Raw genomic sequence first — 24,579 nt, forward strand, 5'->3', positions numbered from 1 at the left:
GCATGGGTGATGACCTGAGCAGCGCAAGTGGCTCCCCGACCCCTCACCGCAACGCGGCATCCGCACGGATCCCGGGAGCACCGACCGCCATCCGGCTCCCGTTCCAACCGCCCTACTCCCGCTCCCCTTTCAGACTCAGATGTACAGCACTTCGGAATCGAGTCGTCAGCATGCCTGCTTCGCCCCACCACAACCCGTTCGCCGACTGGCTACGCGCCCACGCCGTCCCCCTCACCCACCTCGACCCTGAGGCGCCGCTCGATGACCTTGAGCCGCTCCGCGCTGTCATCGGCGACGCCCGTGTCGTCGCGATCGGCGAAAACTCCCACTTCATCGACGAGTTCGCCCTCATGCGCGAGCGCATCCTCCGCTTCCTGGCCGAACGCTGCGGCTTCACCGTCCTGGCCTTCGAGTACGGCTTCAGCGAAGGCATTCCCCTCGACGCCTGGGCCCAAGGAGAGGGTACGGACGACGACTTGTCGGCCCACCTCGCCGCAGCGATCCCCGTGGGAGTCGACGCGCCGCTGCGCTGGATGCGCCGGCACAACGGCACAGCCTCATCCCCGGTGCGCTTCGCCGGCATCGACATCCCGGCGGCCGGCGGCTCCTTGCTTCCTGCCCTGGCCCCGGTCGCCGACTACCTGCGCCAGATCGACTCCGAAACCCTGTCGATGGTCCAGACGGCGATACGGATCGCCGAAACGTTCGCTGGTGGCTCCGGAGCCGTCGCCGCGCCCGCGTGGGCACGCCTGGCCACCGCCGAACAGGACACGCTCAGCGCGGTCCTGGCGCGCCTGGTCATCCGGTTCCGCTCCGTCGAGCCGCTGTACGTCTCCCGCGGCGACCAGCGGAGCTACGACGTTGCCCTGCGCTGCCTCGAAGGCGCCTGCCACGCCGACTACAGCTTCCGCGCCATGGCCGACCTCTTCGCCGGAAAGGGGCTGGCCGCCGACACCTCGTCCCGGGACGTCTACATGGCCGGGTCGGTCCTGTGGCACCTGGAGCACTTCGAACCCGGGACACGCATCGTGCTGGCCGCCCACAACGCCCACATCCAGAAAACGCCCATCTCCTTCAGCGGCCACCTCACCGGGCTCCCCATGGGACAACACCTGCACCGTACGCTCGGCGACGACTACTTCGCCCTCGGCCTGACCAGCACCACCGGACACACAGCCGAAATGCCCCGCGACGAGAACACACCCTTCGGCTTCACCGTCGACGCCACCGCACTGGAACCGCCCGAGCCGGGAAGCATCGAGGCCGCCTTCGCCGACGCCGAACTCGGCCTCAGCATCGCCGACCTCCGCCAGGCACACTCGGACGCCCATGACAACGCCGGCCACGCCCCGGGCCCCGACCGCATCCGCATACAGAGCGCCTACCTGCACACCCCGATCCTGGAGGCGTTCGACGCCATCCTCCACACCCCGACCTCCACCGTGGCCGACAACCTCAAGGGCCTGTCAGGGCTGCGCAAACAGCCACTAACTGAAGATCGCCGCCATGACGACCAGCGCCACAAGGACAGCCAGCGTCTCCCAGCCGGTGAACCAGGTAGCAGGGCCGTCAGGGACGGGGATGGGGGCGCAACCCACCCCTGCGATCAGCGATGAGCTGCTCGCCGTAGTCTCCCGGTCTGTGAAGTCCATACGAACCCTCCTGACCCGCAAAAGCCCGTACCGGCCATCGTCGGGATCCCCCAGGCCTCGGCACTGGTGTTGCGAGCCATCAGCGAACTCCTGCGTGCGGGCCGTGCCGAGGAGGCCGAAGAACAGGCGCGCACCTTCCAACAGGCAGCAGGTCGCGCACCTGGACGGGGTGACCTGACGAACGCAACTGTCTCGATGCTCGCCGCGCGTGCCGTCCTCGCACAGGGCCGCGCAGACCGCGTCCGAACTGGACGGTCTGTTGGCCGAGTTGACCGAACCGCCCAGCGGCCCTGGGCTGCGGCTTGGTCCACAGCCTCAACGGCCAGGGTCGCCATGAAGAAGCACTCACCGAGGCCCGCAAGTCTGCCCCCGCCTATGGCCAGGGCGGCGCCGACGCCATCGGGCTCGGCGCCGCCACCGCTCTGCACGGCCTGGGCCACCGCGCAGAGGCCGAAGCAGAGGCCCGCCAGGTACTGGCGGACTGCGAAAAGTATCTGCCTCCCGGACACCGTCGAACCCAGCAGACCCACCAGCTGCTCGCCCGTATAACCATCGACAGCCTCGGCTAATAGGACTCCGTTAGGTCTCAGGCGATCTTGTCGCTCTCTGCTGGTAGGAGCGGGGTAGCGGTTGGTGGCAGGTGGTGCAGATGCGGGTCCAGCACCTCGGCGTGTCCTGGAGGAGGTCGAGGGCGAGGTAGAGGGTGAGACCGGCGTGGGGGCTTTTGGGGAGAGCCGCTGCTCGGTGAGGGAGGCGTGGGCGGCGGTGGCGAGGGTGACGTGGTGGTGCCGGCCGGGCCAGGAGCGTCCTTCGAAGTGGTCCAGGCCCAGGCCGTGTTTGAGTTCGCGGTTGTCGTGCTCGATGCGCCAGCGCAGTGTCGCGCAGCTGACCAGGTCCTCCAGTGGGGGCTCGGTGGGCAGGTCGGAGAACCAGTACTCGGTGGGCTCTTCGGCGTCGGTGGGCCATTCGGCCAGCAGTCACAGGTCGGGCAGGACGCCGTCCCACCGGCCCTGCTCGGCCGGGGACCGGGGCCTGAGCGGGCGGACGACGGAGTTGCCGGCCGGGCGCACGTGCAGGGCAGCGAAACGGGAGCGCATCGGGCTGCGGGAGTCCTGGCGTCAGGTGACGTCGGTGAACGCCTCGCGCCCTGGGTTGGTGGCGTGCGTGGCCATGCTCAGGAGTGCCTGGCGGTAGCGGGGCTGGGGCCGGCATCCGTTGGAGCCTTTGCGAGCGGGTGCCTCGGGCACCGCGTCGAAGGAGGGGCGGTGACGTCGGAACGGACGGACAGCACGTAGCCCAGGCCGCGCTGGGTGAGTGCGCTGCGGAAGGCCGCGTTGGTCCTGTAGGCCGTGTCGGCGAGCACGACGCGGGGCGCAACGCCCCAGGCAGTGAGGTCGTCGAGGATGTCCAGGGCGAGCGGCCACTTCTCGCGGTGCCCGATGTCCGTCGGCACGTTGCAGAGCCTGCGGCGTGCGGCATCGCCAGCCCATTCCTGGGGCAGGAACAGGCGTCACTGCAACGGGCACGAGGCGGTGGCGGTGACGGTATGCACGCTCACCGCGACCTGGCAGTTGGCCCGCTTGCCCAGAGCGCCGCAGTACTGCGGCGCCACACCGACCGGCATGGCGCCGCCCTTGGGGAAGGACGCGTCATCAACTGCCCACGCCGCGGGGCCGATCCGCGCGGTCATCCGCTCGGCGATCCGCCGCCGCACCGGGGCCGGGTCCCAGGTGGACTGGTTCACGAACTGCTGCAGGTTCTTCTCGTTGCCGTCCGGCAGCCGCGCCGCCATGGCCTGGACCGACTTGCGCCGCCCGTCCAGTATCAGTCCCCGCAGATAGCAGTCACTCTTGGCCCGCTGGTCCTTGCGGCACCGAGGCGAACACTTCCGCCACGGACAACGCCAACTTCGCCCGCATGCGGCCTACTTCAAGCGTGTCCACATGCCCACCATGCTCCCGAACCCGCCCAGCCGGAAAACCTAACGGAGTCCTACTAAGGACTGGAATCAGAATGACGGCATGTCAGTTCGTGTTGGGGCGGCCCGGGCCTAAGGAAGCCGGACTCCGGACCAGGCATCGACTTCGCACTGTCTGTCGGCATTGTTCCCTGTGGTCACGACTGTGCCGTGGGCGCGCAGGCCAAGGGTGTGCGTTGAACCGGCCGCCACGGCGACAATGTCGCGCCAATCGCCTACTTCGCACTGTCCGTAGCTGTTGTCTCCCACTGCGAGGACCCGTCCGGACGCTGTGACGCCGACGGTGTGATAGCTGCCCGCGTCGAGTGCCACGACGTTTTCCCAGTCATCGACCTCACACGCCCCGGTTGCCCGCTCTCCGGTCGCTACTGCCCGTCCGTCGGCTCTGAGGCCGACGGTATGGAGATACCCGGCCGATATGGCGGCCAGGTCACGCCACCCTTCAACGGCACACTGCCCTCGTCGGTTGTTCCCCGCGGCCAGTGCAGAACCGTCCGACCGGACGCCGACCGAGTGCCAGTCACCACACGAGAGGACGACCATCTCGCCCCAGGACTGCACATCGCACTGTCCTTCTGAAGTCCGGCCAACTGCCAGCACCCGGCCATTCGCGAGTAGCCCGAGCGTGCGGCGCCAGCCTGCGGCCACGGCCGTGACGCCTCGCCATCCGGCGACATCACATTGCCCATCGCCATCCCACCCCGTTGCCAGCACCGTGCCGTCCGACCGGAGTCCCACCGTATGAGACCTGCCCGTGTTCCTCGCGGCATGGACGTTGCCAGCTGCCACCGCGACGACGTCTTCCCATCGTTCGACACGACATTCAGCGGCTGCGGTATTGCCCACGGCAAGAACGGTTCCATCCCAGCGCCGTCCGACCGAATGACGCCTTCCGGCCGCCAGCGCCGACGAGTTGGCGAGCATTCCGCCTCCTTGTGCTCGACGCGAGTCCGCGATACGGGATTCCACCTTACGTTGGCCTGGAATCAGAGCAGGGCCCTCAGTCGTCGCCAGCAGATGACGGCGCAACCGAGTGTGATGAAGGCCGGTGGATGTCGTCGCGGATCTCCCAGCGGATGCGGAAGCGGCGGAACCAGTGCAGTAGTGCGATGGCGCCCTCCACGACCCAGCGGTGTACGTCGAGTCCGGAGCCGTGTTCGGTGCCGCGCCGGACGACGTGCGGGGTGATTTCGAACCGTCGGACCTGATCGCGGTAGCTCTCGTGGCCGTAGCCGCGGTCGGCGTAGAGGTGCTTCGGGCGGCGCCGCGGTTGGCCGCGCTTGCCTCGAATCGGCGGGACAGCGCGGATCAGTGGGATCAGCTGGGTCACGTCGTTGCGATTGCCGCCGGTCAGCGTGGTGGCCAGCGGGATGCCGTGAGCCTCGACGATCACGTGATGCTTGCTGCCGGTCTTGCCCCGGTCCACCGGAGACGGGCCGGTGGCCGCACCACCTTTCATCGCCCGCAGATGGCTCGAGAGGAAAGCGTCAGAGGAAGAGAGCCTGAGGACGACCGCCGACGAGTGGACCATCGACTGAAGGCCAGAACCTCGGCGCCCGCGCCTTGGCCCGCCAGGCGTACGCCGCCTGGGCTCAGGGTGACCGTGCTGCCGCCCGCGCCTTCGCTGACGTCGCGCGCGTCTACGCCTGCCGTGCCGAACGAGCGGACCACACGGCCGCACGCTTGGACCTGGCCACCGCCCAACTCAGGGCGGATACCGCACGCGCCGAGGCCGCCGACGGCTATGCGCGGCTCACCCCGCGTCAGCGCTCGGCGCGCCGGGTGGCGCGCATGCTGCTGGCCTCACAACCGGACACGCCGGCAGACAAGATCGAGCAAGAGGCCGTGCCGCTGACCACGGTCAGGGAACGGCTCGACGTCTCCCAGAGCACTGCGTCCGAGATCCGCAAGGAGGCGATGGCTCTGCTGCTGTCCGAGTACAGCCACCAGGAAGCCGCAGCCGATGCATCCTACGAGCCCGAGCCCAAGTGCCCGACTCCTACGCCGGCCGGCGGCCAACGACTGCCGACCCGAGGTCGGCACCGCCTGCGCGTACGGGCTAGGGCGTTTCGTTTGGATCAGCCGGCGGTTGGTCCGGGTGCGTCGTTGACTGGCGCGCGGGGGCGCATCGAGCCGTTACTTCGCATGCGGGCGCGTCGATAGGCCGTATCGCATGCTGGGGCAAGGCAACGTGCCGCCCCCGTTCATGCTCACCCCTGCTAGCGCAGGCGTCGGTCCGCTGCACTGAGGCTGACGCCGACGGGCGAACGCTGCATGGACACCTGTGGCCGAAATAGGATCACTCGTTCGAGCGATCTGCCTCCTGGCTGCACTGGCCCTCGGGCATGCTGGTGATCGTCGGCGCGACCGGTCGGCACGCCAACGACGTCAGGAGCTCCTATGTCGGATATCCCTTCTCAGCTGAAGTACACCAAGGACCACGACTGGATACAGGTGAACACCAACGGCACGGCCCGTACCGGCCTTACCTCGTACGCCGTGGAGCAACTCGGTGACATCACCCTCGTGAACATCGATGTCAAACCGGGACAACGGGTCACCGCAGGCCGGGCGTACGGCACGATCGAGTCCGTAAAGACACTCTCAGACATCTTCACGCCCCTCAGTGGCTCCGTCGTCGCAGTGAATACAGACCTGGAGAACCGCCCGGAACAGGTCAACGACGAGCCGTACGGCAAGGGGTGGACCCTGGAAATCAAGTTCGACGACGCTTCTGAGCTGGACAGCCTCCTGACCGCCGAGGCATACGCGGAACTCCTCAAGACGGCAGCCCACTAGGGCGTGTCCGGTGGGTCGGCATGCCCTAGGTGTTCCCGCACCGAAAACGCGGAGCGCGTGGCGCACCGGCGAATCCTTTTGCGTAAATTACGCACGCGACCCCTGCTTAGGATTGACGGCGAGGTTTAGTATTGACGGTGAGGGTGGTCCCTGTGTAGCCCCTGTATCACCAGGGGCAGGCCCGAGGAGGAGTGCAATGAAAAGGCGCGGATCCATCCTGGCGGCGCTGGCGAGCATGGCCGTACTGACCGCCGCACCGGCGTCGTTCGCAACTCCGCACGCTCCAGCGGCGACCGCGCAGGTTGCGATCGCCAACTTCGCCTTCTCGCCCGCGACGCTGAACATCAGCCGCGGCACCACGGTGACCTGGACCAATCAAGATTCGGATCCACACACGGTCACCAGCACCGATTCCGGCGGTCCGCTCAACTCGCCGATGCTCAGCCAGAGCGATACCTACAGCTTCACCTTCAACTCTGCCGGTACGTTCAGCTACATCTGCACGGTCCACCCGGCCATGCAGGGCACCGTCGTGGTGAGCTGAGAAGCCTCCAGGGGCTGTCCGGCAGGTCTTCACCGAAGCCGTAGCCGGATTGCACCGAGGGTAACCGTGCCCAGGAAGACATACGCGCGCGTCGCCACTGCCCCGAAGCCCTTGAGTGCGTTGACGGGGCCGTTCGACCCTCGTTCCTGCGGGCATACCGGACCCGGCGTCACACGCTGATAGCGGACAGCCGGTGCCCGGCATGAAGACAGGGCCCTCCGCGCATTTGCAGCATGCACTCAAGATCAGGTGTCACACGACACCCTGCGGAGCGAGTCGGCCGCTCGGGCGCTCAGAACCGATCTTCATGGGCAGGCGATCGGACGAGGCACCAACGATGGCGGCCACGCGACCCACCGGACACGCTCTAGGGCCTGTTGTGAAAGTGCTGGTCACAGCCACTCGTTGATGGCTGCGACGAGGACGGTGGCTTTATGGCGAACGGTGAGTTTGTCGTAACGAGTAGCCACGGCTCGGTGCCTTTTGAGGCGATTGATTCCGCACTCGACAGCGTGCCGCTCGCGGTAGTCGGCCTTGTCGAACTTCGGCGGGCGGCCTCCGCGGGAGCCGAGCTTCTTGCGGTTGCGGATCTGGTCACGCTTCTCCGGGATCGTGCAGCGGATCCTGTGTCTGCGCAGGTAAGCGCGGTTCTTCCGTGAGCCGTAGGCTCTGTCCGCGCGGACTTTGTCCGGGCGCTTGCGAGGGCGTCGGGCCGATACGCGGGACCCGGATGTTCTCCAGGACCGGTTCGAACTGCGGTGTGTCCCCGCGCTGCCCGCCGGTGATCACGACAGACATGGGCTTCTGTCCCTGCTCGACCGAGAGGTGGAGCTTGGTGGTCAGGCCCCCCGCGAGCGTCCGAGGCCGTGGTCGTCTGGCTCGGTCTCGATGCCGCCGGGCGACTCCTTCTGGAGATCCCCCTTTTCGCCGCCCCGGCGGGCGTGCTGGTGGGCCCGGCATACGGGAGAGTCGACGCTGATGCCCCAAGTGATCAGGTCCTTCGCGTCGGCCTGGCCCTGCAGCTGGTTAAAGATGCACTTCCAGGTGCCGTCCCGCTGCCAGCGCCGGAACAAGTCATAGGCCCGGTCCCACGGCTCATATCGGTCCGGCACATCACGCCACGGGGCGCCAGTCCGGGTCCGCCACCGTATGCCGTCTATCAACTGCCGCCTCGTCCATACAGGCGGACGGCCCGGCTTCTTTCCCTTCGGCAGCAACGGGGCAAGCCGGGCCCACTGGCTATTCGTCAGATCTCCCCGCCCCATGGAGTGATCACCGCAGATCTTGATCCACTTCTACGGCAGGTCCTCAGTGGCCGCGGCACCGCTGGGCCCGGCACCGACGAGTACGGTGACTAGTCGCTCCGCCTGTTCGCGGGGGTCCTGCACGTCGGACCAGCTGGCCATCAGGAGGTGGTGGACGGTTCCGACGAGGGCGAGCGCGATCGAGGGGGTGTCGGTGCCGCCCGGGAGGCGTCCGAGCCGCTGTTCGGCGTCCAGATAGGCAGCGATCGCGCCCTGGATCGCGGTGAAGCCCGGCGCGCCGGCCTCCAGCGCCTGGCGAATCCGGAGGGAGGCAGCGGGGCGGGTCATGGCCAGGCCGATGACTGCGGGGTCCAGAGAGTTCAGGAGCGCGAGCGCGACCGTGAGGAGGTTGTCGGCCACCGTGGTCTGACCTGCTCGCGCAGGGAGCCCACCGGCCTGTCGCGCGGTGCGCGCGAACCGATCCAGGACCAGCTCGGCGACGAACTCGTCCAGGCCGTCGAAATGCGCGTGCAGCAGCCCCTTGGCGCAGGCCGCCTCGCCGGTGATCGCTCTGCTGGTCAGGGCGGCCGGGCCTTCTCGGGCCAGGACCCGTTCGGCGGCGTCGAAGAGCCGTTCGCGAAGGTCGGGGATTGCTACTCCACGCGGTGACATAGGCCTCTCCTGGTACGGGTCGTACGGCATTGCGGCCCACTCCGGCGCACAAGGGATTGCCAGTATGGGCGCACGCCCATAGTGTTTGGGCGCGCGCCCATACTAGTTCCAGCAAGCACCGCATCCAGCAGGAGGCCCCGCATGCAACACATCGTCAACACCGACCAGGCACAAGCGTGGAACGGGTACGAGGGCAACCACTGGGCCCAAAACCAGGACCGCTGGGACGCCGTGAACGCCGGCTTCAACGAACCCCTGCTCGCCGCCGCCGCGATCCAAGAGCGCGACCGCGTCCTGGACATTGGATGCGGAACCGGGTTCACAACCCGACTGGCCGCACGCCGGGCCCGAAACGGCCAGGTCCTGGGCCTGGACCTGTCGGCACCGATGCTGGCGCGCGCACGCGAGACCGCGCAGCGCGAAGACATCCCCAACGTGGCCTTCGAGCAAGGAGACGCACAGGCCCACGCCTTTGAGCCAGGCGCGTTCGACATCGCGATCAGCCGCTTCGGAGTGATGTTCTTCGCCGACCCCGTTGCCGCCTTCACCAACATCCGGCACGCCTTGCGCCCCGGGGGCCGCACGGCGTTCATCTGCGCGGCCGGAGCCGAGGGCAACGAGTGGCTTCAGGCCGTCGCGGCACTGCGCGACATCCTGCCCGTCGGAGAATTCGGCGCACCAGGAAGCCCGGGGATGTTCGCCCTGGCGGACCCGGACCGCACCGGCGAGATACTGTCCGCCGCCGGATTCGAGCACATCGACGTCGTGCGCATGGACGCGTACGGGACGTGGGGCCAGAACGCCGCCGACGCTGCCGCCTTCCTGCTGACCTCCGGCCCCGGACGCCACCTGACCAGCCAGGTCGAACAACAGGTCCAAGACCGCGCCCGCCAGACACTCACAGACATCCTCGGCATCCACGAGGAGAACGGTGCACTGCGGCTGCGCACCCCTGCCTGGCTGGTCACCGCCAACCGCCCGAAGTAGCCGGGCCCGGCCGACTGGCTCGCCCAGCCGCAACAGCCAGGTCACTTCGCTTCGAGACCAACGCTGGTCACAGTCATCAACGAGTCACTGTGACCAGCACTTTCACAACACGCCCTAGGGAGACGCGTTCAGCGGCGGTACATCGTGTGGAGGGTGCCGTTGTGGGAAACCAGGACGGGCATGTCGGCCACGGTCGGTATCTCGGTGGTGAGTGGCACCTGAGCGAAGCCGTCCGCGTTGCCGTGGTAGCAGCGCAGTCGGTTGTCGTTGTCGCGTACCGCGAGCCAGACCTCGTTGTTGTGGGTGGTGATCGAGGGGGCGGACCGGCCCTCCCAGCCCGAGGGCAGCGGCACGCTCGCCCATGCGCCCCACGAGGTCTGGTAGCCGATGTGGATCTTGTTGTCGGACGTGCGGCGCGCGACCCACGGCCTGTCGGTGGGCGTGGCCATGGGGAAGCCCTCGGCCGCCGTCCAGTCGGATACGTGCGAGGCAGTGCCGTTGGGCCACACTTCCCAGTTGGAGGTGGCCTTGTAGAGCACCTTGCCGTCCCCGCCCCGGTGACCGGCCACCAGGCGGTTGTTGATGTCGCTCGCCATGGCCGGGGCGTCGTTGGTGTGCACGTACGGAATCGTGACGGGCTCGTTCCACTGCCCGGTCAGCCAGGCGTACCGGGTGACCTTCTGTGAGCCGTCCAGTGCGGTGAAGGTCATGTACAGATTGTTGCCGTGGACGGTCAGGGCGGGCTGATGGTCGCTGGTGAATTCGCGGATCTGGACGGGGCGGAGCCAGACGCCGTTTTCCAGGATGCTCCACATCAGCGCTCGATCGTCCGGGCGGATGTACATGGCGTGCAGCTTGCCTCTGTGGGAGGCCAGGGCCGGTGGCGAGGCGCTCTTCCATCCGAGAGCCACCGGTGCGTTCCAGGTGGAGCCGGCGCCGAGGCCGCGGAATTCCAGGGCCCCGGTGGGGAAGACCGGCCGCTCGCCGGTGTACTTCACGGTCAGGGCGTGGTGACCGTCACCGTCGAACTCCCAGACGTCTTCCTGGCGCTGGTGAAAGGGTGACCAGGGCCCGGCGGTCGAGGATGATCGTCCGCGCACAGGAGAGGTCGTCGTGATTGCGGACCTGCTCCTTGAGGAAGATGAAGATCTTGGTGATCTCGAAGGCCAGGGACCACAGGTCAGTGGACGGGTGCTGGATGATGCCCAGGCCGAGGTCGATGAGCCACAGGGCGTCCACCATCTGCTGCAGTGCCCTGAACAGTGCGTCGTACCAGGGCGCGTTGCTCTGGTCGGCCTCCCACGCCGCTACAACCAGGCCCAGGCGCTCGGCGGCCGGGCCGTCGAAGACAACCTTGTTGTCGGCGGAGAAGGTGCGAGTGTCGCCCTCCTTGACGGCACCGAACTCCTGCGACATGTACACGGGAGCCTTGTGCTTGTCCGAGGACGCCGCCGCCGTCCAGTAGATCTCGTCCTTGCCGCCCCACTGGTCGCCCACCGCCCGCCGGACGTAGAACTTCTCCAGCTGGAGGCCGGCCCGATAGGCCGGCACCTCCAGGTTCGGCTCCTCCGATGGCGCGGTGCTGAACACCGTCGCGCCGAACAGAGCGGCCCAGGCGTACGCACTGGCGCCACACGATGTCGCGGTCCGATACCACGAACGCCTCCTCGAACCAGCGGCCTGGGGCGGGTAGTTGGGCTGCTCCGCCCCAGTCTGCCCAGCCTTCCGTACTAGGCGCAGGGCACGTACAGGACGGAGCTGTAGGCCTGGGACACCAAGCGCAAGGCCTTCACCAACGACCTCACCCACTCCCAGCTCATCGCCGTCTCCGCCGCCTCCAACTGGTCCAAGGGCGACCAGACCCCCGACCAGTGGAAGCCCCCGCAAAAAGAGGCATAGGTGCGGCCGACATTGTGCGCCCGTGCTTCGTGTCGGTGCCGCGTGTTCTTTCTACGGGATGCGGATGCTTTCCAGCCGTTTCTTCCGGCTGGGGCCTTTGAGGGACTTTGGTCCCTCCAGAGTCAAGATCAAGTAAATGGATCATCAAGTGAACGGTGCTGATGCGCCGTCACTGAACCGACCCATAGGGGAACTTGTGTCCGTCATCGAATCACGCTCCTTAAAGACCGCCTGTGCCAGCCTCGTGGCCGCCGCACTAATCGCGACCGTGGCGCCTGCGGCCAACGCCGCCGAGCACACTGCCGTCGGCGGTCCGGGCGGCAGCGGTGAGGGGTTCGCCGTCAATGCGGCTGAGTGGGGCTACACCTACGAGGAGGCCGTCGAGGCGTTCAAGGACTCCGACGTCGTCCAGGTTGTCTGGGGCGAACTGCCGCCCGCCGGTGACGGGCGGATCCAGAAGCGCGGGGTCAGCTTCGGCTGGTACGTGTACATCACGCTCAGCCAGAGCCAGGCTCGCGCCATCCTCTTCGGGACCTCGGCCACCGCCGCGGGCATCATCGGAGTCATCACCGGCGGCATTGGCGGCGCCGTCGCTGCCGGTGTCTACTCCTACATAGCCAGCCTCGGCAGCGACAGCCTGAACAAGTGCAAGAAGGTCGAGATCCGCTTCAACTACGCGGGCAAGCTCGCCGGAGGGAAGTGCATCAAGTGAACCTAGGAGCCAACGGCATGAAGACGCGCCCGGCGGTCGTCGGGATGCTGACCGCCATCATCGTCTTCTTCCTCGCCATGCTCATCACCACCCAACTCCGCTCCGACAGCAGTGAGCTGGGCGCCACGCTGCTCACCTTCGCCGCCGTCGCCGTCCCCGGCGGCCTGCTCGCCTGGTGGCTCGCGGGACGCCCCCGCCGCTAACCCTCGCCCGGGCCCGGCCCCTCGGCCGGGCCCCGCTCGGCCAGGCTCCGTCGCCTCCGCCAGAATGCGGCACTGCTAGAGCGTTTCGTTTAGATCACCGGGTCGTTGGTCTGGGTGTGCCGTTGACTGACGCGCAGTGGGCGCGGATCGAGCCGTTGCTCCCGGATCGGACGCCGATGCGGGGTGGCCGCTGGAGGGATCACCGCGAGGTGATCGACGCGATCGCCTTCAAGTTCCAGACCGGAACACAGTGGGTGCACCTGCCCGAGAAGTACGGCAACTGGCGCGGTGTCTACAACCGGCTGCGGATGTGGGCCGTCGACGGCACATGGGAGCGCGTGTTCACCGCGCTGATGGCCCAGACTGACGCCGACGAGGACCTCAACTGGGCGGTCTCTGTGGACTCCACGATCGTGCGGGCCCACCAGCATGCGGCCGGGGCCCGCAAAAAAGGGCCCCGGCCGGCGAACCCGACGACCATGCCATCGGCCGGTCCCGCGGCGGACTGACGACGAAGATCCACCTCGCCGCCGACGGCAACTGCCGCCCCCTGGCCTTCCATCTCACCGCCGGCCAGGCTGGCGACGCACCCGCTTTCACCCAGGTGATGGCTCGCCTGCGCGTTCCCCGCCAACGCGGACGACCCCGCACCAGGCCGGACGTGATCCTGGCCGACAAGGCCTGTTCATCGCGCGCGATCCGCGAACACCTGCGCAGGCGCAACATTCGAACGGTGATCCCCGTTCCGGCGGACCAACGCGGCCATCGGTTGCGACGAGGCAGCCGCGGCGGCAGGCCGCCGTCCTTCGACCGGGAGATCTACAAACAGCGCAACACCGTCGAACGGTGCATCAACCGCCTCAAGCAGTGGCGCGGCATCGCCCCCCGCTACGAGAAGACCGCGACCATCTACCTGGCCGGACTCCACATCGCGGGCATCTTCCTCTGGTCCGCAAGATGATCCAAACGAAAGCCCCTAGTCGTCATCATCCGCAGGCTGTACAAAGTGGCCAGTACGGTCCTGGTCAGCGACGACCTCCTCCCCCGCGCTCCCACTCTGTTGCTTGCGGTGGTTACCAATTGACCGTGAGTCGGCGCGGAGCGGGACCTGAGCGGTCCTTGGAGACCAGGACGCTCACCTCGTCCGGGCCCGTGCGGTCAATGAGGGTCACAGTGTCCGCGTGCATCTCCATTTCGGCTGCGATCCCGAGGTCTTCAAGGTGCAGATCCTGTCCTTCCCTGCGGGGGCGCTCCAGGCGCGCCATGACCAGCACGGGAGGTTGGCCGAGGTGCGTATCCATGGCCAGGTGCTTCAGCCCGATCGATAAGCCCTCTGCATCGTCGGGCTCGGCAACATGCTGCCCGCCGTGTTCACCATGGCGCATTGTCTGCAGCCGGTCGATCACGACGAGGTTGGCTCGGTCGTGGTCCTCCACCATTCGCAGCAGTTCTTCCTCAATGCTGTGGGTGGTGATGGGGATCCACGATTTTGGCTCTGGCCGCAGTTCCGTGACGAACCAGCACAGTTGTTGACCGTGGTGGCATCGGCTGTCAGTGGGGACCAGCACAATGCCGCCATGAGCTATGACTTGGCTGTATGGGACGGTCCGAGCCCTGCTGACGATGCAGCGGCGCTTGAGGTCTTCGAGGGCCTGTACGACAGATTCATGAGAGGCGAGGACCAATCGCCGACCCCTCGTATCAGGCAGTACATCGATGGGCTGGTGGCCCGGTGGCTTCATCTGGGTGACGAATATGAGGACGAGGACGCGAGTCCTTGGTCGGACGGCCCCTTGATCAACAACGCGAGTGGCCTGCTCTTCTATTTCGGCATGGTCTTCAGCAAGTACCAGGAGGCCGCCGAGTTCGCCGCTGACCTGGCCCGGTCCTCCGGCCTGGTCTGCTTCGATCCGCAAGATCGGCGGCTGATCACCTGAGTCTTCGCTATGCCCAGATCACGGCTGGGTGAGGATGCGGATGCGGAGGAGTGCGAACGAGGCCCTGCCATACATGGCTCGCTTGATGGTTTTCGCCCTATTTACGTGGCCTTCGACGGCTCCGGAGCTCCAGGGCAGGGTGAGACCGGCGGTGACCGCGTCGAGGTCCTTGCGAAGGCCGTTGGCGAAGATGCGGATCTCCTTGACTCGGGATGCGTCGGCCTGGGTGAGCCAGTCGGCCAGGCGGTGACCGTCCCGTCGGCGGAGGATGGTGGCGAAGCCGCGGGCCAGTCGGCAGGCTTCGGCGATCTCCGGGCAGCGGCCGCATACATCCTTGAGGTCTTGGCGGGCCTGGTCGCTCTGGTTCTCGGGACGGCCGATGATCCAGCCGACAAAGTCGGCGACCGCGGGCGGTGGCGGAGGCACGGAGCGTGGACCGTTGTGCTGGGCAAGGGTGTTGAGGAAGCGTCGGACGCTCTTGCGGCAGCCCAGGTAGCCGCGGGCGGCGATCTCGTCGCGCAGGATCTGCGCGTTGTCGCAGCCCTCGGCCCATCGGCGGGCGAGATACTGCTTGTGCGGGGTCAGCGCGCTGCTGCGGCCCGGTCGCTCGCGCATCAGCGACTCAGCAGTGGGGGCCTTCGCGTATTTGCGTACTGTCTTGCGGTCGAGACCGAGCCGTGCACTGATCGCTTCGATGGTGAGGCCACGCTGGAACAGGGCCTGGACATCGTGGTGCCGCTCGCGGATCTTGCGCCCATAGGCCGTTTCCTCGCCTGGTGACCCGGGCTGCGTGTCGACTGGTTCGGGCTCAGGTTGAGGAACTTTGAGGCAGGAACGGTGCCGGGTGACCGTCTTCTCCAGTCCGGTGGCGAGGTTATGGAGCAAGTGCCACCTGTCCGCCACCTGCGGGATTCCGGGCTGGCCTCGTTCGGCTCCTTCAGCGAAGGCACCGCCGCGGTCACGGCAAACCGTGCGGACGTGCGGGTGCTGGCAGAGCCACTCGGCGAAGGTGTCGGCTGTGTGATCGGGCAGGACATCGACGGGACGATGGCTGTCCATGTCGATAAGGATGGCGCCGAAGCGCCGGCCGCGACGGAATGCGAACTCATCGATGCCGAGCACGGTCAGCTCGGGCACTTTCGGGATGTCCAGGCGGCGGATCAGCCGGAGCAGCGTGGGGCCGCTCACCCGGACGGCCAGCCGTTCGGCGAGCCGCTGTCCAGCCTGACCGCCAAGTGCCAACGCGACCTGCTCCAAAGCCCGTTGAAGCGTCACGGTCCGCCGTCCGTACCGGAACGTGAGTTGGTCCACCTGCTCGGAGAACGTCTTCTTGGTGCAGTCGGGGTTGGCGCAGAAGAAGCGACGGACTTCGAGGTCGATCGCTGTCTCCTGCCCGGCCACCGCGGTGTCGGCGAGCCTGCGGCCGTAGTGGCTGTGCACCCGGGCCGACACCGTGTCACACCCCGGGCAACAGGCGGCTGGTGCGGTGCATATGGCGGTGATCCGTACGGACCTGCCGATCCGGGCGATGCTATTGATCATCACCTGGCTCAGATGCGGGAAGAGCACTTTCAACAGCTCAGCGGCATGGTCCCCCACCAGGAAGGGCTACCCCAAGATCGTCTGCTTCACGGAAAGTGCCGAAGAGCCAAAAGATCTTGGCCGCTGACACTCGCCTATCGCGATCTGCGCCTCCCTCGCACCGAGGTAGCCGATCTCCTTGGTGTAGAGACCGCCAACCGGCCCGATGGAGAAGGGCGACACCGCCGTCGGCGCGGGAGGGCTGCAATTTCCATGACACCTCGGTGCGCCGTTTCTGTGCATCTTGGACTCGCTGGGCCCGCTGCCCGGCGACCTCGCTTACGTCAGCGCCGCCCACTAGCCTCCTGCCAACGCAGTACCGACGTGCACGTTGGTGGTGTCCCGTCGAGCGAGGGGATGAGCTGTGCCCGACCGACCTGAGATTGTCTGCCTCTGCGGCTCTGTCCGGTTCGTGGGAGAGATGCGTGCGGTGAGCCGTGATCTGGCCTTCGAGGGGATCATTGTTGCGGCGCCGGTCGAAGCAGACGGGTTGATCACCGCCGAGCAGAAGAAGGCGCTGGGCGCCCTTCACCTGCGCAGGATCGACCTGGCAGACCGGGTTCTGGTCGTCAACCCTGGCGGGTACATCGGCGAGTCCACGAGCAGGGAAGTGGATTATGCCCACGCCGCCGGCAAGCCGGTTTCGTTCACCGATCCCATCTGATCAGGAGACGCTTCCCGTCACCGTTCCGACGTCTCCGGCGCCCGGCACCGCGCTTCGGGACCTGGCTCACCGGCCGGTGCCGGGGTGGGCCGGCTGTCGTGGGGGTGACTGTTCCTATGGTTTGAAGGACAACCGTAATGCCCGCGAGACTTGGAGTCGGCAGCGGACTGGGGAGGGGGCTCCGGTGAGGACACCTGACGGGCTGGATGAGTTTCGTTGGCGGTGGATGCTTCTTCGCCGTCCAAGGACGGAGTGGTTCTTTCTGCTGCATGCCGCGATGTGGCCTGCTGGTTTTCAGGATGTTCGCGTCTACGGCCGTGACGGGATATCCGATGCGCGGCTCGTGTGGAAGGTTTGTCATCAGTGTGAGCGGGGCGTCATTTCGAAAATCTCGCTCTCCCCGGAAGTGCAGCGGCAAGGTCTCGGCACACGCCTCGTCGACAGGGCGCTCTTGGACGGACCCGGGTATCGCTGGACGACCAGCAGTCAGTCCCCGGATGGTCGGGCGTTCTTCCGGGCGATGACGGCACGTACCGGCGCCGAGTTCGCGGCGGGAGCCCGAACATGCGAGCACCTCTTGGAGAGTCGGCCCGGACGCCATAGGCCAGTACTGGAGGCGCCTCCACCGGGCACGTCGCTGACTGCCGGCGCCTCACCTCTGACTGGCGAAGAGGCGTTGGCACGTCGTACGGGAGATGCTCGACTGGTTCGGCCTGGATCGCACTGCGGGCCAGGAGCACGCGCTGTACGTCGCGGCGGAAAGGCCATCCTCCGACAGCAGTTGACCGGCTGGCCCGCGTGTCAGCGGCCAAGATCTTTTCTCCGAGTACGGCCAGTTGCCGGTCCCCACTGACGGCCAGTTGAAGTGGCACACGGGGAAGTTCTGTCATAGACCGTGACGCCAGCTGCGGGGGCTCGGTTGCTGGTTCGGGGCGTGTCGCTTCCTGTCGGTACGAGCTTCCCGTGCCCACGCGCCCGGCATGCCGCCGAGGCGGAGGTCCGGGACGTAGGTCGCGTCGACGAACTTACGAATCCTTCGTGAACGCGCTGGCATGGTCGGCGGCCCACTGGCGAAACGTTCGCGGCGCAGTCCCGAGGATGTCGCGCACCGCCGTGGTGACGTAGGCGGGCTGTCCGACCGCCGCGCTCCACGCGGCGAGCAGCATGTCGATGACCGAGTTGGGTGCCGTGCCCTGCGACAGGTTGCGGAACTCGTCCGGTGTCATTTCCTCGAATGTGATCCTGCGCCCCAGGGCGTCGCCGATGAGGCCCACCTGCGCGGCCTGGGTCAGCGATTCGGGTCCTGTCAGGACGTAGTCCCCTGTGTATCCGTCCTGATGGAGCGTCTGTGCTGCGACGGCTGCGACGTCGCGGTCGTCGACGGGTGCCGTCTGGGCGGCGCCGTACGGCCAACGGACGACTTCGCTCGCGCGGATTGCGGGCGCCCACCAGGCAAGTGAGTTCGATGCGAGCATCCCCGGCCGGATGATCGTTGACTCGAGTCCGGTGGCCGCGATGAGTCGCTCGATGCCGGCGTGTAGGTCCGCCATGGGATTGGGCTGCTGGAAGAAGGGGTGTGGTGTCTGGTGCGGGGAGGAGAGGAAGACGACCCGCCGCACTTGGGCTGCCAGGTGCGCCACGACTTGGGCGGCGGTCTGGGGCGGAGCGGTCCAGACGAGGAGGACCGCGCCGGCGCCCTTCAATGCCGGGTCGAGCGAGTCGGGCGCGGTGAGGTCGCCGGTGAAGACCTCAACGTTCGCCGGCAGTGTCGCAGCTGCCTCCGGACGACGGGTGAGGGCGCGGACCGGCACGCCCGCGTCGAGGAGTTGGTCGATGACGGCGCGGCCGATCCGGCCCGTCGCCCCGGTCACGAGCACGGGGGGACTGTCTGTCTGACTCATGCCACCCATGAAAACGTTACTCGGTTAAAAAAGCAACCTGGTAATGATTGTTGTTACGGTGGTCAGATGAGCGAGCCGACGGGTCTGCGGGCCCGCAAGAAGGAGCGGACACGCGAAGCCATCGCCGACGCGGCCGTATCGCTGTTCCTGGAGCACGGCTTCGACCGCGTCTCGGTCAATGAGATCGCCGCGGCCGCCGAGATCTCCAAGCCGACCCTTTTCCGGTACTTCCCGACCAAGGAAGACCTGGTACTGCACCGGTTCGCGGACCATCAGGGCGAGGCGGCCCGCGTCGTACGTGGCCGCGAGTCCGGCATCGAGCCGGTGGCAGCGCTGCGCCGGCACTTCCAGGCCGCCCTCGACCGCTACGACCCCGTCACCGGCCTCAACGACCACCCACAGGTGGTGGCCTTCCACCGGCTGGTGTTCTCCACACCGAGCCTGGCGGGACGACTCACGCGGTACCAGCTTGAGGACGAAGAGGCCCTGGCGGACGCCCTCGGCGAAGGCATCCAGGCACACGTGCAAGCCGCTCAGGTGCTCGCGATACAGCGGGTGCTTGCCCGGGCCAACTGGCAGAAGATCGCTGACGGTCGAACCGCCAGCGACGTTCACCCTGAGGCCGTAGCCGACGCCGACGAGGCATTCAGCGAACTGCAGTGACAGGCGGAGCAAGCCATGGTTTCCCTCCGATTTTGACCCCGATCCAGTGGTCACGGAAGGTGACGGAGCTGCGGCTAGGTGACTCCCCGTTAGGTGGCCGCCGGTGGGGAATGTGAACTGGCCACTGACAGTGGTCCGGCTGGCGATGTGCGCGACGGATCGAGACCTGGCTGTTCACGTCTTCCGTGAAGGGTCAGTCTTTGCGGATGCTGAGCAGGTCGCCGGGCTCAGGTGGACCTGGACCCGGTGCTCCTCTTCTGGTGGCATCAGACCAACCCCTCGGTATCGGCGTGCAGCTTCGTTCCGCGCCGGAAGACTTCTCCCAGCGCCAGGATGAGGATGGCCAGGAGTACGTACTCGCCGGTGAAGGTGACCGAGAACGGGACCTGTTCGGCCATGGGGGTATCGCTCACCAGTATTTCTGTGGTGAGCGCCAGAAGGACCGGGGCGAGCGGGGCCTGGACCAGAACCGCGAGTCCTATGACGCTCAGGCATCGGGCGTCACGGGCACGAAGACGTCGCCGCCGCGCAGGGCCCGGGCCATCTTGACAAGGAGGGCCAGGATGAGGAGCAGGAGCAGGAGCAGGCTGCCGACGATCTCCGGCAGGGCGAGCAGCAGACGCTGACCCAGGACGGGGTTGGCGAAGACGAGATCCGCCTGGTGGGTGCCAGTGAGGGTCATACCGTGGCCCGTCACCGCGTGGCTCACAGTGTCCGGCACGCGGGTCGCCGTCTCAGCCTCAACCTCGCAGGTGTCCATCGGATCTGTCAGACCGGCCACCCCGAGGACCGGAAGTAGCGCTCCGAAGACGCCGACCAGCAGAACAGCCAGGCTCAGAGCTGCCTCCCGCGACCGGCTGTCGGTCTGGTTCCACCAGGACTTGGCACCCATGATTTCCCCCTGTCGACTGGCAACATGCGGGTGGGCGTTGAGTGGTCATGGAAGAGCTACTTGAGCGGCTGGTCCCGTACGAGCTGTGGGGCTGCTTTGGCGGTGGTCCCGCGTCCCGCAGGGTGGCGCTCGATGCCGGGCGGCTGACTGCGAGACGCTGGCATGTTGCAGCTGCTTCCGGCTGCATGGCGGCAACTGCCGCCTGTTGCGGTCGTACAGAAGCAGACCGAGCGGAGCTGGTGTTCGCCGGGCTTGCAGAAGAGACCAGGCGGCCGATTACCCCGTTGAAGCATTTGAGTGACGGCGAACATCCGGATGTATGCCGGCGCGAGAGGGCGGTTAAAAGCAAATAGTCGCACTCAGATAGAGAGGATACCGATAAATGGCTGAGAATGTCGGATTCAAACCGAACGAGGCCACATTCGATGAAGGTCTGGAGCGGATCCAGAGAGTGATCGCTGAGCTGTCTCTGGATACCCGCCGAATCGTCACTTCACGCGATCCCAAGGTCCTCCAGGCGCGCAAGCCTCTAGAGACCAAGGCTGTGCCATCGGGCTTTCGCAAGTGGCAGCTGCCCATCCACCTGGATGGTCCTTCTCTGGCGTTCTTTACTATTGCAGAGCCGAACGCTGTTGCGCCAGAGCATAGCCACGAGGAGGGCGACGGGATTCGCATCATCACCAGCGGTTCCATTAACTACAATGGACAGGAGCTCAGTGACGGCGACTGGATGTTCGTCCCGAAGGGAGAGCGCTATTCATTCACGGTGGGCCCGAATGGTGCCCATATGTTTTATTGCTACCGCTGCTGCTGTGCAGCAGCGGGGTAGGCGCCTTCCCCTCGCGGTGCCGAGGGAAATTCAGGGCCAGCGTCCGACTAGTGCTGTGACCAGGATGGTTCACCGGGTTGGGTCGCGCTGATGACTCCCTCCGGCTCGGATGGGCTCCGGGGGCGCAGCCCATGATGGCGATTCTTGAGAAGACGAACGACGTTGCCCCTCGCCTCACTTGATCTGGTTATCAACGGCCCGGGATGATTGGCATGCGTGATATTGACGGCGATCCGGTGTTGCCTGGTCGATGAGATAGGAGGGTGTGTCCCGGCCCTGCTCAAGGCTGTTACGTGCTGGTTCGGAGCAGCCCTACGACGCCGCGGGGGCGTTCGGTCGTGTCGCATATCGGTGGCGCATGGCGTCGCTGGCTGCGGGACCCGCGGTGAAGACGTAGGTGTCGCTGTCGTCGAGCCGGCGGCCGGTCTTGGCGTCGACGACGACGGGCTCGACTTCTTCGCCGCTGTGCGTGTCGATGAGGATCATGCTGCGTTCGGCCGGTGTGAGGCGGGAGTTGCCCCACGCGGCCAGGGCGACGATCACCGGCCGCAGGGAGCGCCCGAGTTCGGTGAGGACGTACTCGTGGCGTACGGGGTTGGTCTGGTAGGGCCGGCGCTGCAGTAGTCCGTCGGCGACGAGGGTTTTCAGCCGGGTGGTGAGCATGCTGGAGGAGATGCCCAGGCTCTCCTGGAACTGGTCGAAGCGCGTGTAGCCGTCGAAAGCGTCGTGGAGGATCAGCAGCGTCCACCACTCGCCTACGTGTTCCACCGTCGTGGACAGTGGGCACTCCCGGTCCTCCAGCCTGATCCGGCTTGCCATGGTGACCATCCCCTCGGTTACTGCTAAAGTCGAAGTTAGTGGCTTCTATTTTAGCAGTAATGACGGGAGCGGTGCTGCCTTCTGCGCCCGCACCCGGGAACGGAGCACACCGTGACCACATCCATCAGCGAATCCCTCGAAGGCCGACGCGCTCTGGTCACCGGCGGTACCAAGGGCACCGGAGCCGCCATCGCCCGACGCCTCGCCCAGGCCGGCGCGACCGTGCTGGTCACGGCCCGCAGCCGCCCCGACGACGTCGAGGAGAAGGCGTTCATCCCCGCCGACCTGTCCAGCGCCCAGGGCGCAGCCCACGTGGCCGCCGAGGTGGACGCCCGCGTGGGAGGCGTCGACATCCTGGTCAACAGCCTCGGCGGGTCCGAGGCGCCGGCCGGAGGGTTCGCCGCGCTCGGCGAGGACGACTGGGCCAGGGAGCTGAACACGAACCTGCTGGCCGCCGTCCGCCTGGACCGCGCACTCCTGCCGCACATGATCGCCACAGGTAAGGGCGTAATCGTGCATGTCACCTCGATCCAGCGCCGCATGCCGCTGTGGAACGGAACCCTGGCCTACGCGGCCGCCAAGGCCGCCCTGACCACCTACAGCAAGGGCCTGGCCAACGAGGTCGCCCCGCACGGCATCCGCGTCAACACCGTCTCGCCCGGTTTCGTGCAGACCTCGGCCGCCGACAACCTCGTCGCCCGGATCGCCCACGAAGCAGACATCACGCAGGAAGCGGCGCTGGGCCGGCTCATGGACTCCCTGGGCGGCATCCCACTCGGCCGTCCCGACCGGCCCGAGGAAGTCGCCGAGCTCGTCGCCTTCCTCGTCTCCGACCGCGCCTCGGCCATCGTCGGCGCCGAACACGTCATCGACGGCGGCACCACCCCCACCGTCTGAACCCGCCACCACCCCAAGGAGCGTCATGCACGACAACCAGCCCCGAACCAGCAGCCCGGACGCCCTGCCCGAGGTGATCACCCGCTATCTGACAGCGCACCGCGCCCACGACATTGCCACCGCAATCACGGCGTTCACCCGCGAAGCCACAGTGATCGACGACGGCAACACCTACGAGGGCATCGAGGCGATCGGGAAGTGGCTCGACCGATCGGCTGCCGAATTCACCTACACCATCCACCTCACTGGCGCCCAGCAGACCGACGCAACCCACTACATCGCCACCCACCACCTCGAAGGCAACTTCCCCGGCGGGACCATCGATCTGCGCTACCAGTTCACACTCCGCGACGGCCTCATCGAACGCCTCGTCATCGAACCCTGAGTCCCTGCCGGCACCACCCGTTGCCGCCTCAGGCGAGAAGCCCCGCTCGCCCCTCAATCTCGGCGACTCACCTTCCTGCCGGGTCAGGCCGCCAATCACAGGGGCCGTCCGCCCCAGCGGATACCTTTCTCGCTGCGGATGCGGGCGCGTTCCTTGCGTTCGGCGGCCAGGACGTCGCGGTGGCGAGCGTTGGCGTTGCGCCACCGGAGGCAGGCGTGCAGGGCCCGGGTCTGAACGGTGTCGTTGGGGTGATTGGAGTTGGCGATGGTGAACTGCCGCAGCGGGTCGAAGTGGGCCTCGATCGGGTTCGCCCAGGAGGCGTAGGTCGGGGTGAAGCACAGCTCGACCTTGTGCTTCTTCGCTCAGCAGCTGATGCCAGTGCCTTTATGGGCGGACAGATTGTCCAGGATCACGTAGATCGAGGCACCGTCGGGCCGGGCGGCACGGATCGACTTCAGCGCGGCCAGCGTATTGGTGGCGCCCTTCCTGCGGCGGTTGGCGCCCCACAGGGTGTCGTCGCCGACCGAGTAGCAGTCGTGGAAATAGCGCACGCCGTGCGTGCGGTGGTAGGTGGCGGGCAGCCGGTCAGGGTGTTTCCGCTCGGCCCAGCCCGAGCCGGCAGTGGGCCGGATCCCGAGCGGGCCGAACTCATCGAAGGCGAACACCCGGTCCGGGAAGCGGCCAAGGACGTCCTCGATCCGGTCCAGCTTCGCCTCGCGGTCCGGGTCGGGGGATTCCTTCCACGTCTTGGTGCGCTGGAAGGTGACACTGCGGCGGGCGAGCAGGCCGCGTAATGCCTCACGGCAGAGGCAGATCGCTCGGCCGTGGACCTTCCTCAGGTAGGCGACGAGCTTGCACAGCGACCAGCGGGTGAAAGGCTGGCCGAGCTTGGTGGGGCGGGTGGTGACCGTCCGGACGACGAAGTCCTCGTCATCACGACTGAGCAGGCGGGGACGGCCTCCCGCCCACCGAGGGTCCAAGCAGGCCAGGCCGATCTCGTTGAACCGGTGGATCACATCGCGCACGGTGTCCTCGTCGGCCTGCACCAGCTGGGCGATCACCGGCACCCGATTCCCGCCGGCCGAGGCCAACAACAACATCACGCGCCGATAGCGCACCGAGTTGGTGCTGCCACGACGCACAATCTGCTGCAGTTTCTGCCCCTCCTGATCGGTCAGTCTGCGCACACGGACAGGCTCGGCCACTGCACCTCCAGCGGTCGGATCGAACGTCACCGCACATCCAACCGTCACGCTCACCAAACCGGCGAACCTAATTCGTTCTCAACAGCCCATACAGAGCGGTTGTCGCTCCAGCGGGT

The 24,579-nt window shown here is 66.9% G+C and carries 25 protein-coding genes and 5 pseudogenes; 16 read left to right on the forward strand and 14 right to left on the reverse strand.

Translation table 11 applies throughout. The features are described from left to right. Nucleotides 1-170 precede the first annotated feature (170 nt). Together IE206_RS39025 and IE206_RS39030 are read left to right on the forward strand one after the other, a co-directional pair. Nucleotides 171-1,616 (forward strand): erythromycin esterase family protein, encoded by a 1,446-nt coding sequence (locus tag IE206_RS39025; RefSeq protein WP_189970959.1) that lies wholly within the window; start codon nucleotides 171-173, stop codon nucleotides 1,614-1,616. Nucleotides 1,617-1,954: 338 nt separating this feature from the next. Then, nucleotides 1,955-2,221, forward strand: coding sequence for a hypothetical protein (locus tag IE206_RS39030; RefSeq protein WP_189971009.1), 267 nt, complete (start codon nucleotides 1,955-1,957; stop codon nucleotides 2,219-2,221). A gap of 102 nt (nucleotides 2,222-2,323) precedes the next feature. Here the strand turns inward: IE206_RS39030 and IE206_RS39035 are convergent. The 3 genes and pseudogenes from IE206_RS39035 to IE206_RS39045 form a co-directional block, all read right to left on the reverse strand. Continuing rightward, nucleotides 2,324-3,595: pseudogene (locus IE206_RS39035) on the reverse strand (IS701 family transposase); the annotation flags it as partial. A gap of 107 nt (nucleotides 3,596-3,702) precedes the next feature. Then, nucleotides 3,703-4,554: an RCC1 domain-containing protein gene (locus tag IE206_RS39040; protein ID WP_189970961.1), complete on the reverse strand. Its 852-nt coding sequence runs from the start codon at nucleotides 4,552-4,554 to the stop codon at nucleotides 3,703-3,705. A gap of 62 nt (nucleotides 4,555-4,616) precedes the next feature. After that, nucleotides 4,617-5,104: pseudogene (locus tag IE206_RS39045) on the reverse strand (IS5 family transposase); the annotation flags it as partial. A gap of 209 nt (nucleotides 5,105-5,313) precedes the next feature. On the opposite strand from IE206_RS39045, the gene IE206_RS39050 reads away from it, so the two are divergent. The 3 genes from IE206_RS39050 to IE206_RS39060 all read left to right on the forward strand — a co-directional run bounded on the left by IE206_RS39050 (nucleotide 5,314) and on the right by IE206_RS39060 (nucleotide 6,973). After that, nucleotides 5,314-5,793, forward strand: coding sequence for a hypothetical protein (locus IE206_RS39050; protein ID WP_189970965.1), 480 nt, complete (start codon nucleotides 5,314-5,316; stop codon nucleotides 5,791-5,793). A gap of 237 nt (nucleotides 5,794-6,030) precedes the next feature. Next, a complete protein-coding gene (gene gcvH, locus IE206_RS39055; protein WP_189970968.1) occupies nucleotides 6,031-6,429 on the forward strand; it encodes a glycine cleavage system protein GcvH in 399 nt (132 codons plus the stop codon). A 196-nt stretch (nucleotides 6,430-6,625) separates the two neighbouring features. Next, nucleotides 6,626-6,973: a cupredoxin domain-containing protein gene (locus IE206_RS39060; protein ID WP_229853356.1), complete on the forward strand. Its 348-nt coding sequence runs from the start codon at nucleotides 6,626-6,628 to the stop codon at nucleotides 6,971-6,973. Between the two features lie 392 nt (nucleotides 6,974-7,365). On the opposite strand, the pseudogene IE206_RS39065 reads toward IE206_RS39060, so the two are convergent. Continuing rightward, nucleotides 7,366-8,238: pseudogene (locus tag IE206_RS39065) on the reverse strand (IS5 family transposase). Nucleotides 8,239-8,268: 30 nt separating this feature from the next. Then, nucleotides 8,269-8,889, reverse strand: coding sequence for a TetR/AcrR family transcriptional regulator (locus IE206_RS39070; RefSeq protein WP_189970970.1), 621 nt, complete (start codon nucleotides 8,887-8,889; stop codon nucleotides 8,269-8,271). Between the two features lie 141 nt (nucleotides 8,890-9,030). Here IE206_RS39070 and IE206_RS39075 point away from each other — a divergent pair, with 141 nt between their 5' ends. Then, nucleotides 9,031-9,876, forward strand: coding sequence for a class I SAM-dependent methyltransferase (locus IE206_RS39075; protein WP_189970972.1), 846 nt, complete (start codon nucleotides 9,031-9,033; stop codon nucleotides 9,874-9,876). Nucleotides 9,877-10,004: 128 nt separating this feature from the next. Here the strand turns inward: IE206_RS39075 and IE206_RS39080 are convergent, their stop codons facing one another. Beyond that, a complete protein-coding gene (locus tag IE206_RS39080) occupies nucleotides 10,005-10,976 on the reverse strand; it encodes a hypothetical protein (protein WP_189970974.1) in 972 nt (323 codons plus the stop codon). Then, on the reverse strand, nucleotides 10,894-11,466 hold the full coding sequence (locus IE206_RS39085) for a hypothetical protein (protein WP_189970975.1): 573 nt from the start codon (nucleotides 11,464-11,466) through the stop codon (nucleotides 10,894-10,896). Before IE206_RS39085 ends, IE206_RS39080 begins: the two co-directional genes overlap by 83 nt. Before the next feature lie 177 nt (nucleotides 11,467-11,643). Between IE206_RS39085 and IE206_RS42940 the strand changes: the two are divergent. The 4 genes and pseudogenes from IE206_RS42940 to IE206_RS39100 all read left to right on the forward strand — a co-directional run. Continuing rightward, nucleotides 11,644-11,766: pseudogene (locus IE206_RS42940) on the forward strand (HNH endonuclease); the annotation flags it as partial. A 253-nt stretch (nucleotides 11,767-12,019) separates the two neighbouring features. Beyond that, nucleotides 12,020-12,487 (forward strand): hypothetical protein, encoded by a 468-nt coding sequence (locus IE206_RS39090; protein WP_189970977.1) that lies wholly within the window; start codon nucleotides 12,020-12,022, stop codon nucleotides 12,485-12,487. Between the two features lie 17 nt (nucleotides 12,488-12,504). After that, nucleotides 12,505-12,690, forward strand: coding sequence for a hypothetical protein (locus IE206_RS39095; protein WP_189970979.1), 186 nt, complete (start codon nucleotides 12,505-12,507; stop codon nucleotides 12,688-12,690). Between the two features lie 110 nt (nucleotides 12,691-12,800). Further along, nucleotides 12,801-13,651, forward strand: a protein-coding gene (locus IE206_RS39100; protein WP_373301056.1) for an IS5 family transposase whose coding sequence is annotated in 2 segments (ribosomal slippage) — nucleotides 12,801-13,146 and nucleotides 13,146-13,651 — 852 coding nt in all. Because the reading frame shifts where the segments join, the coding sequence is not laid out codon by codon here. Nucleotides 13,652-13,763: 112 nt separating this feature from the next. On the opposite strand, the gene IE206_RS39105 is transcribed toward IE206_RS39100, so the two are convergent. Further along, nucleotides 13,764-14,258: a DnaB-like helicase C-terminal domain-containing protein gene (locus IE206_RS39105; protein WP_189970982.1), complete on the reverse strand. Its 495-nt coding sequence runs from the start codon at nucleotides 14,256-14,258 to the stop codon at nucleotides 13,764-13,766. Between the two features lie 9 nt (nucleotides 14,259-14,267). Between IE206_RS39105 and IE206_RS39110 the strand changes: the two genes are divergently transcribed. After that, nucleotides 14,268-14,627 carry a hypothetical protein gene (locus IE206_RS39110; protein WP_189970983.1) on the forward strand — a complete coding sequence of 120 codons (360 nt, stop codon included), beginning with the start codon at nucleotides 14,268-14,270 and terminating at the stop codon, nucleotides 14,625-14,627. Between the two features lie 18 nt (nucleotides 14,628-14,645). On the opposite strand, the gene IE206_RS39115 is transcribed toward IE206_RS39110, so the two are convergent. Continuing rightward, nucleotides 14,646-16,169, reverse strand: a complete 1,524-nt coding sequence (locus tag IE206_RS39115; RefSeq protein ID WP_229853360.1) for an ISL3 family transposase — start codon at nucleotides 16,167-16,169, stop codon at nucleotides 14,646-14,648. Between the two features lie 460 nt (nucleotides 16,170-16,629). Between IE206_RS39115 and IE206_RS39120 the strand changes: the two genes are divergently transcribed. Continuing rightward, nucleotides 16,630-16,872, forward strand: a complete 243-nt coding sequence (locus IE206_RS39120) for a hypothetical protein (RefSeq protein ID WP_308433982.1) — start codon at nucleotides 16,630-16,632, stop codon at nucleotides 16,870-16,872. A gap of 1,025 nt (nucleotides 16,873-17,897) precedes the next feature. On the opposite strand, the gene IE206_RS39125 is transcribed toward IE206_RS39120, so the two are convergent. Then, nucleotides 17,898-18,773 carry an SDR family oxidoreductase gene (locus IE206_RS39125; RefSeq protein ID WP_229853357.1) on the reverse strand — a complete coding sequence of 292 codons (876 nt, stop codon included), beginning with the start codon at nucleotides 18,771-18,773 and terminating at the stop codon, nucleotides 17,898-17,900. Between the two features lie 66 nt (nucleotides 18,774-18,839). On the opposite strand from IE206_RS39125, the gene IE206_RS39130 reads away from it, so the two are divergent. Beyond that, the gene (locus tag IE206_RS39130) at nucleotides 18,840-19,436 is read left to right on the forward strand and encodes a TetR/AcrR family transcriptional regulator (protein ID WP_189970989.1); all 597 of its coding nucleotides are present in this window, start codon (nucleotides 18,840-18,842) and stop codon (nucleotides 19,434-19,436) included. A 266-nt stretch (nucleotides 19,437-19,702) separates the two neighbouring features. On the opposite strand, the gene IE206_RS42945 is transcribed toward IE206_RS39130, so the two are convergent. Together IE206_RS42945 and IE206_RS42950 are read right to left on the reverse strand one after the other, a co-directional pair. Next, the gene (locus tag IE206_RS42945; RefSeq protein WP_229853358.1) at nucleotides 19,703-19,849 is read right to left on the reverse strand and encodes a hypothetical protein; all 147 of its coding nucleotides are present in this window, start codon (nucleotides 19,847-19,849) and stop codon (nucleotides 19,703-19,705) included. A gap of 74 nt (nucleotides 19,850-19,923) precedes the next feature. After that, nucleotides 19,924-20,328 (reverse strand): hypothetical protein, encoded by a 405-nt coding sequence (locus tag IE206_RS42950; protein ID WP_229853359.1) that lies wholly within the window; start codon nucleotides 20,326-20,328, stop codon nucleotides 19,924-19,926. Between the two features lie 382 nt (nucleotides 20,329-20,710). Between IE206_RS42950 and IE206_RS39140 the strand changes: the two genes are divergently transcribed. Further along, the gene (locus tag IE206_RS39140) at nucleotides 20,711-21,157 is read left to right on the forward strand and encodes a cupin domain-containing protein (RefSeq protein WP_189970991.1); all 447 of its coding nucleotides are present in this window, start codon (nucleotides 20,711-20,713) and stop codon (nucleotides 21,155-21,157) included. A 312-nt stretch (nucleotides 21,158-21,469) separates the two neighbouring features. Here IE206_RS39140 and IE206_RS39145 read toward each other — a convergent pair whose 3' ends face one another. Next, complete coding sequence (locus tag IE206_RS39145; RefSeq protein WP_189970993.1) at nucleotides 21,470-21,976, reverse strand: winged helix-turn-helix transcriptional regulator; 507 nt, start codon at nucleotides 21,974-21,976, stop codon at nucleotides 21,470-21,472. A gap of 111 nt (nucleotides 21,977-22,087) precedes the next feature. Here IE206_RS39145 and IE206_RS39150 point away from each other — a divergent pair, with 111 nt between their 5' ends. Beyond that, nucleotides 22,088-22,873, forward strand: a complete 786-nt coding sequence (locus IE206_RS39150) for an SDR family oxidoreductase (protein ID WP_189970995.1) — start codon at nucleotides 22,088-22,090, stop codon at nucleotides 22,871-22,873. 25 nt (nucleotides 22,874-22,898) lie between these two features. Continuing rightward, complete coding sequence (locus IE206_RS39155) at nucleotides 22,899-23,258, forward strand: nuclear transport factor 2 family protein (protein ID WP_189970997.1); 360 nt, start codon at nucleotides 22,899-22,901, stop codon at nucleotides 23,256-23,258. A 95-nt stretch (nucleotides 23,259-23,353) separates the two neighbouring features. Here the strand turns inward: IE206_RS39155 and IE206_RS39160 are convergent. Then, nucleotides 23,354-24,463 (reverse strand): annotated as a pseudogene (locus IE206_RS39160) (IS630 family transposase). Between the last annotated feature and the right edge of the window lie 116 nt (nucleotides 24,464-24,579).

The organism is Streptomyces violascens (genome assembly GCF_014649955.1).
Classification (GTDB): Bacteria; Actinomycetota; Actinomycetes; order Streptomycetales; family Streptomycetaceae; genus Streptomyces; species Streptomyces violascens.

What these genes read in the sequence shown, in the direction of transcription:
- IE206_RS39155 (WP_189970997.1), top strand. Translation starts at nt 22,899, where the DNA reads ATGCACGACAACCAGCCCCGAACCAGCAGCCCGGACGCCCTGCCCGAG.
- IE206_RS39025 (WP_189970959.1), top strand. Translation starts at nt 171, where the DNA reads ATGCCTGCTTCGCCCCACCACAACCCGTTCGCCGACTGGCTACGCGCC.
- IE206_RS39070 (WP_189970970.1), bottom strand. Translation starts at nt 8,889, where the DNA reads ATGTCACCGCGTGGAGTAGCAATCCCCGACCTTCGCGAACGGCTCTTC.
- IE206_RS39115 (WP_229853360.1), bottom strand. Translation starts at nt 16,169, where the DNA reads ATGATCAATAGCATCGCCCGGATCGGCAGGTCCGTACGGATCACCGCC.
- IE206_RS39130 (WP_189970989.1), top strand. Translation starts at nt 18,840, where the DNA reads ATGAGCGAGCCGACGGGTCTGCGGGCCCGCAAGAAGGAGCGGACACGC.
- IE206_RS39095 (WP_189970979.1), top strand. Translation starts at nt 12,505, where the DNA reads ATGAAGACGCGCCCGGCGGTCGTCGGGATGCTGACCGCCATCATCGTC.
- IE206_RS39075 (WP_189970972.1), top strand. Translation starts at nt 9,031, where the DNA reads ATGCAACACATCGTCAACACCGACCAGGCACAAGCGTGGAACGGGTAC.
- IE206_RS42950 (WP_229853359.1), bottom strand. Translation starts at nt 20,328, where the DNA reads ATGGGTGCCAAGTCCTGGTGGAACCAGACCGACAGCCGGTCGCGGGAG.
- IE206_RS39120 (WP_308433982.1), top strand. Translation starts at nt 16,630, where the DNA reads ATGCGTGCGGTGAGCCGTGATCTGGCCTTCGAGGGGATCATTGTTGCG.
- IE206_RS39125 (WP_229853357.1), bottom strand. Translation starts at nt 18,773, where the DNA reads ATGAGTCAGACAGACAGTCCCCCCGTGCTCGTGACCGGGGCGACGGGC.
- IE206_RS39110 (WP_189970983.1), top strand. Translation starts at nt 14,268, where the DNA reads ATGAGCTATGACTTGGCTGTATGGGACGGTCCGAGCCCTGCTGACGAT.
- gcvH (WP_189970968.1), top strand. Translation starts at nt 6,031, where the DNA reads ATGTCGGATATCCCTTCTCAGCTGAAGTACACCAAGGACCACGACTGG.
- IE206_RS39145 (WP_189970993.1), bottom strand. Translation starts at nt 21,976, where the DNA reads ATGGCAAGCCGGATCAGGCTGGAGGACCGGGAGTGCCCACTGTCCACG.
- IE206_RS39040 (WP_189970961.1), bottom strand. Translation starts at nt 4,554, where the DNA reads ATGCTCGCCAACTCGTCGGCGCTGGCGGCCGGAAGGCGTCATTCGGTC.
- IE206_RS39060 (WP_229853356.1), top strand. Translation starts at nt 6,626, where the DNA reads ATGAAAAGGCGCGGATCCATCCTGGCGGCGCTGGCGAGCATGGCCGTA.
- IE206_RS39140 (WP_189970991.1), top strand. Translation starts at nt 20,711, where the DNA reads ATGGCTGAGAATGTCGGATTCAAACCGAACGAGGCCACATTCGATGAA.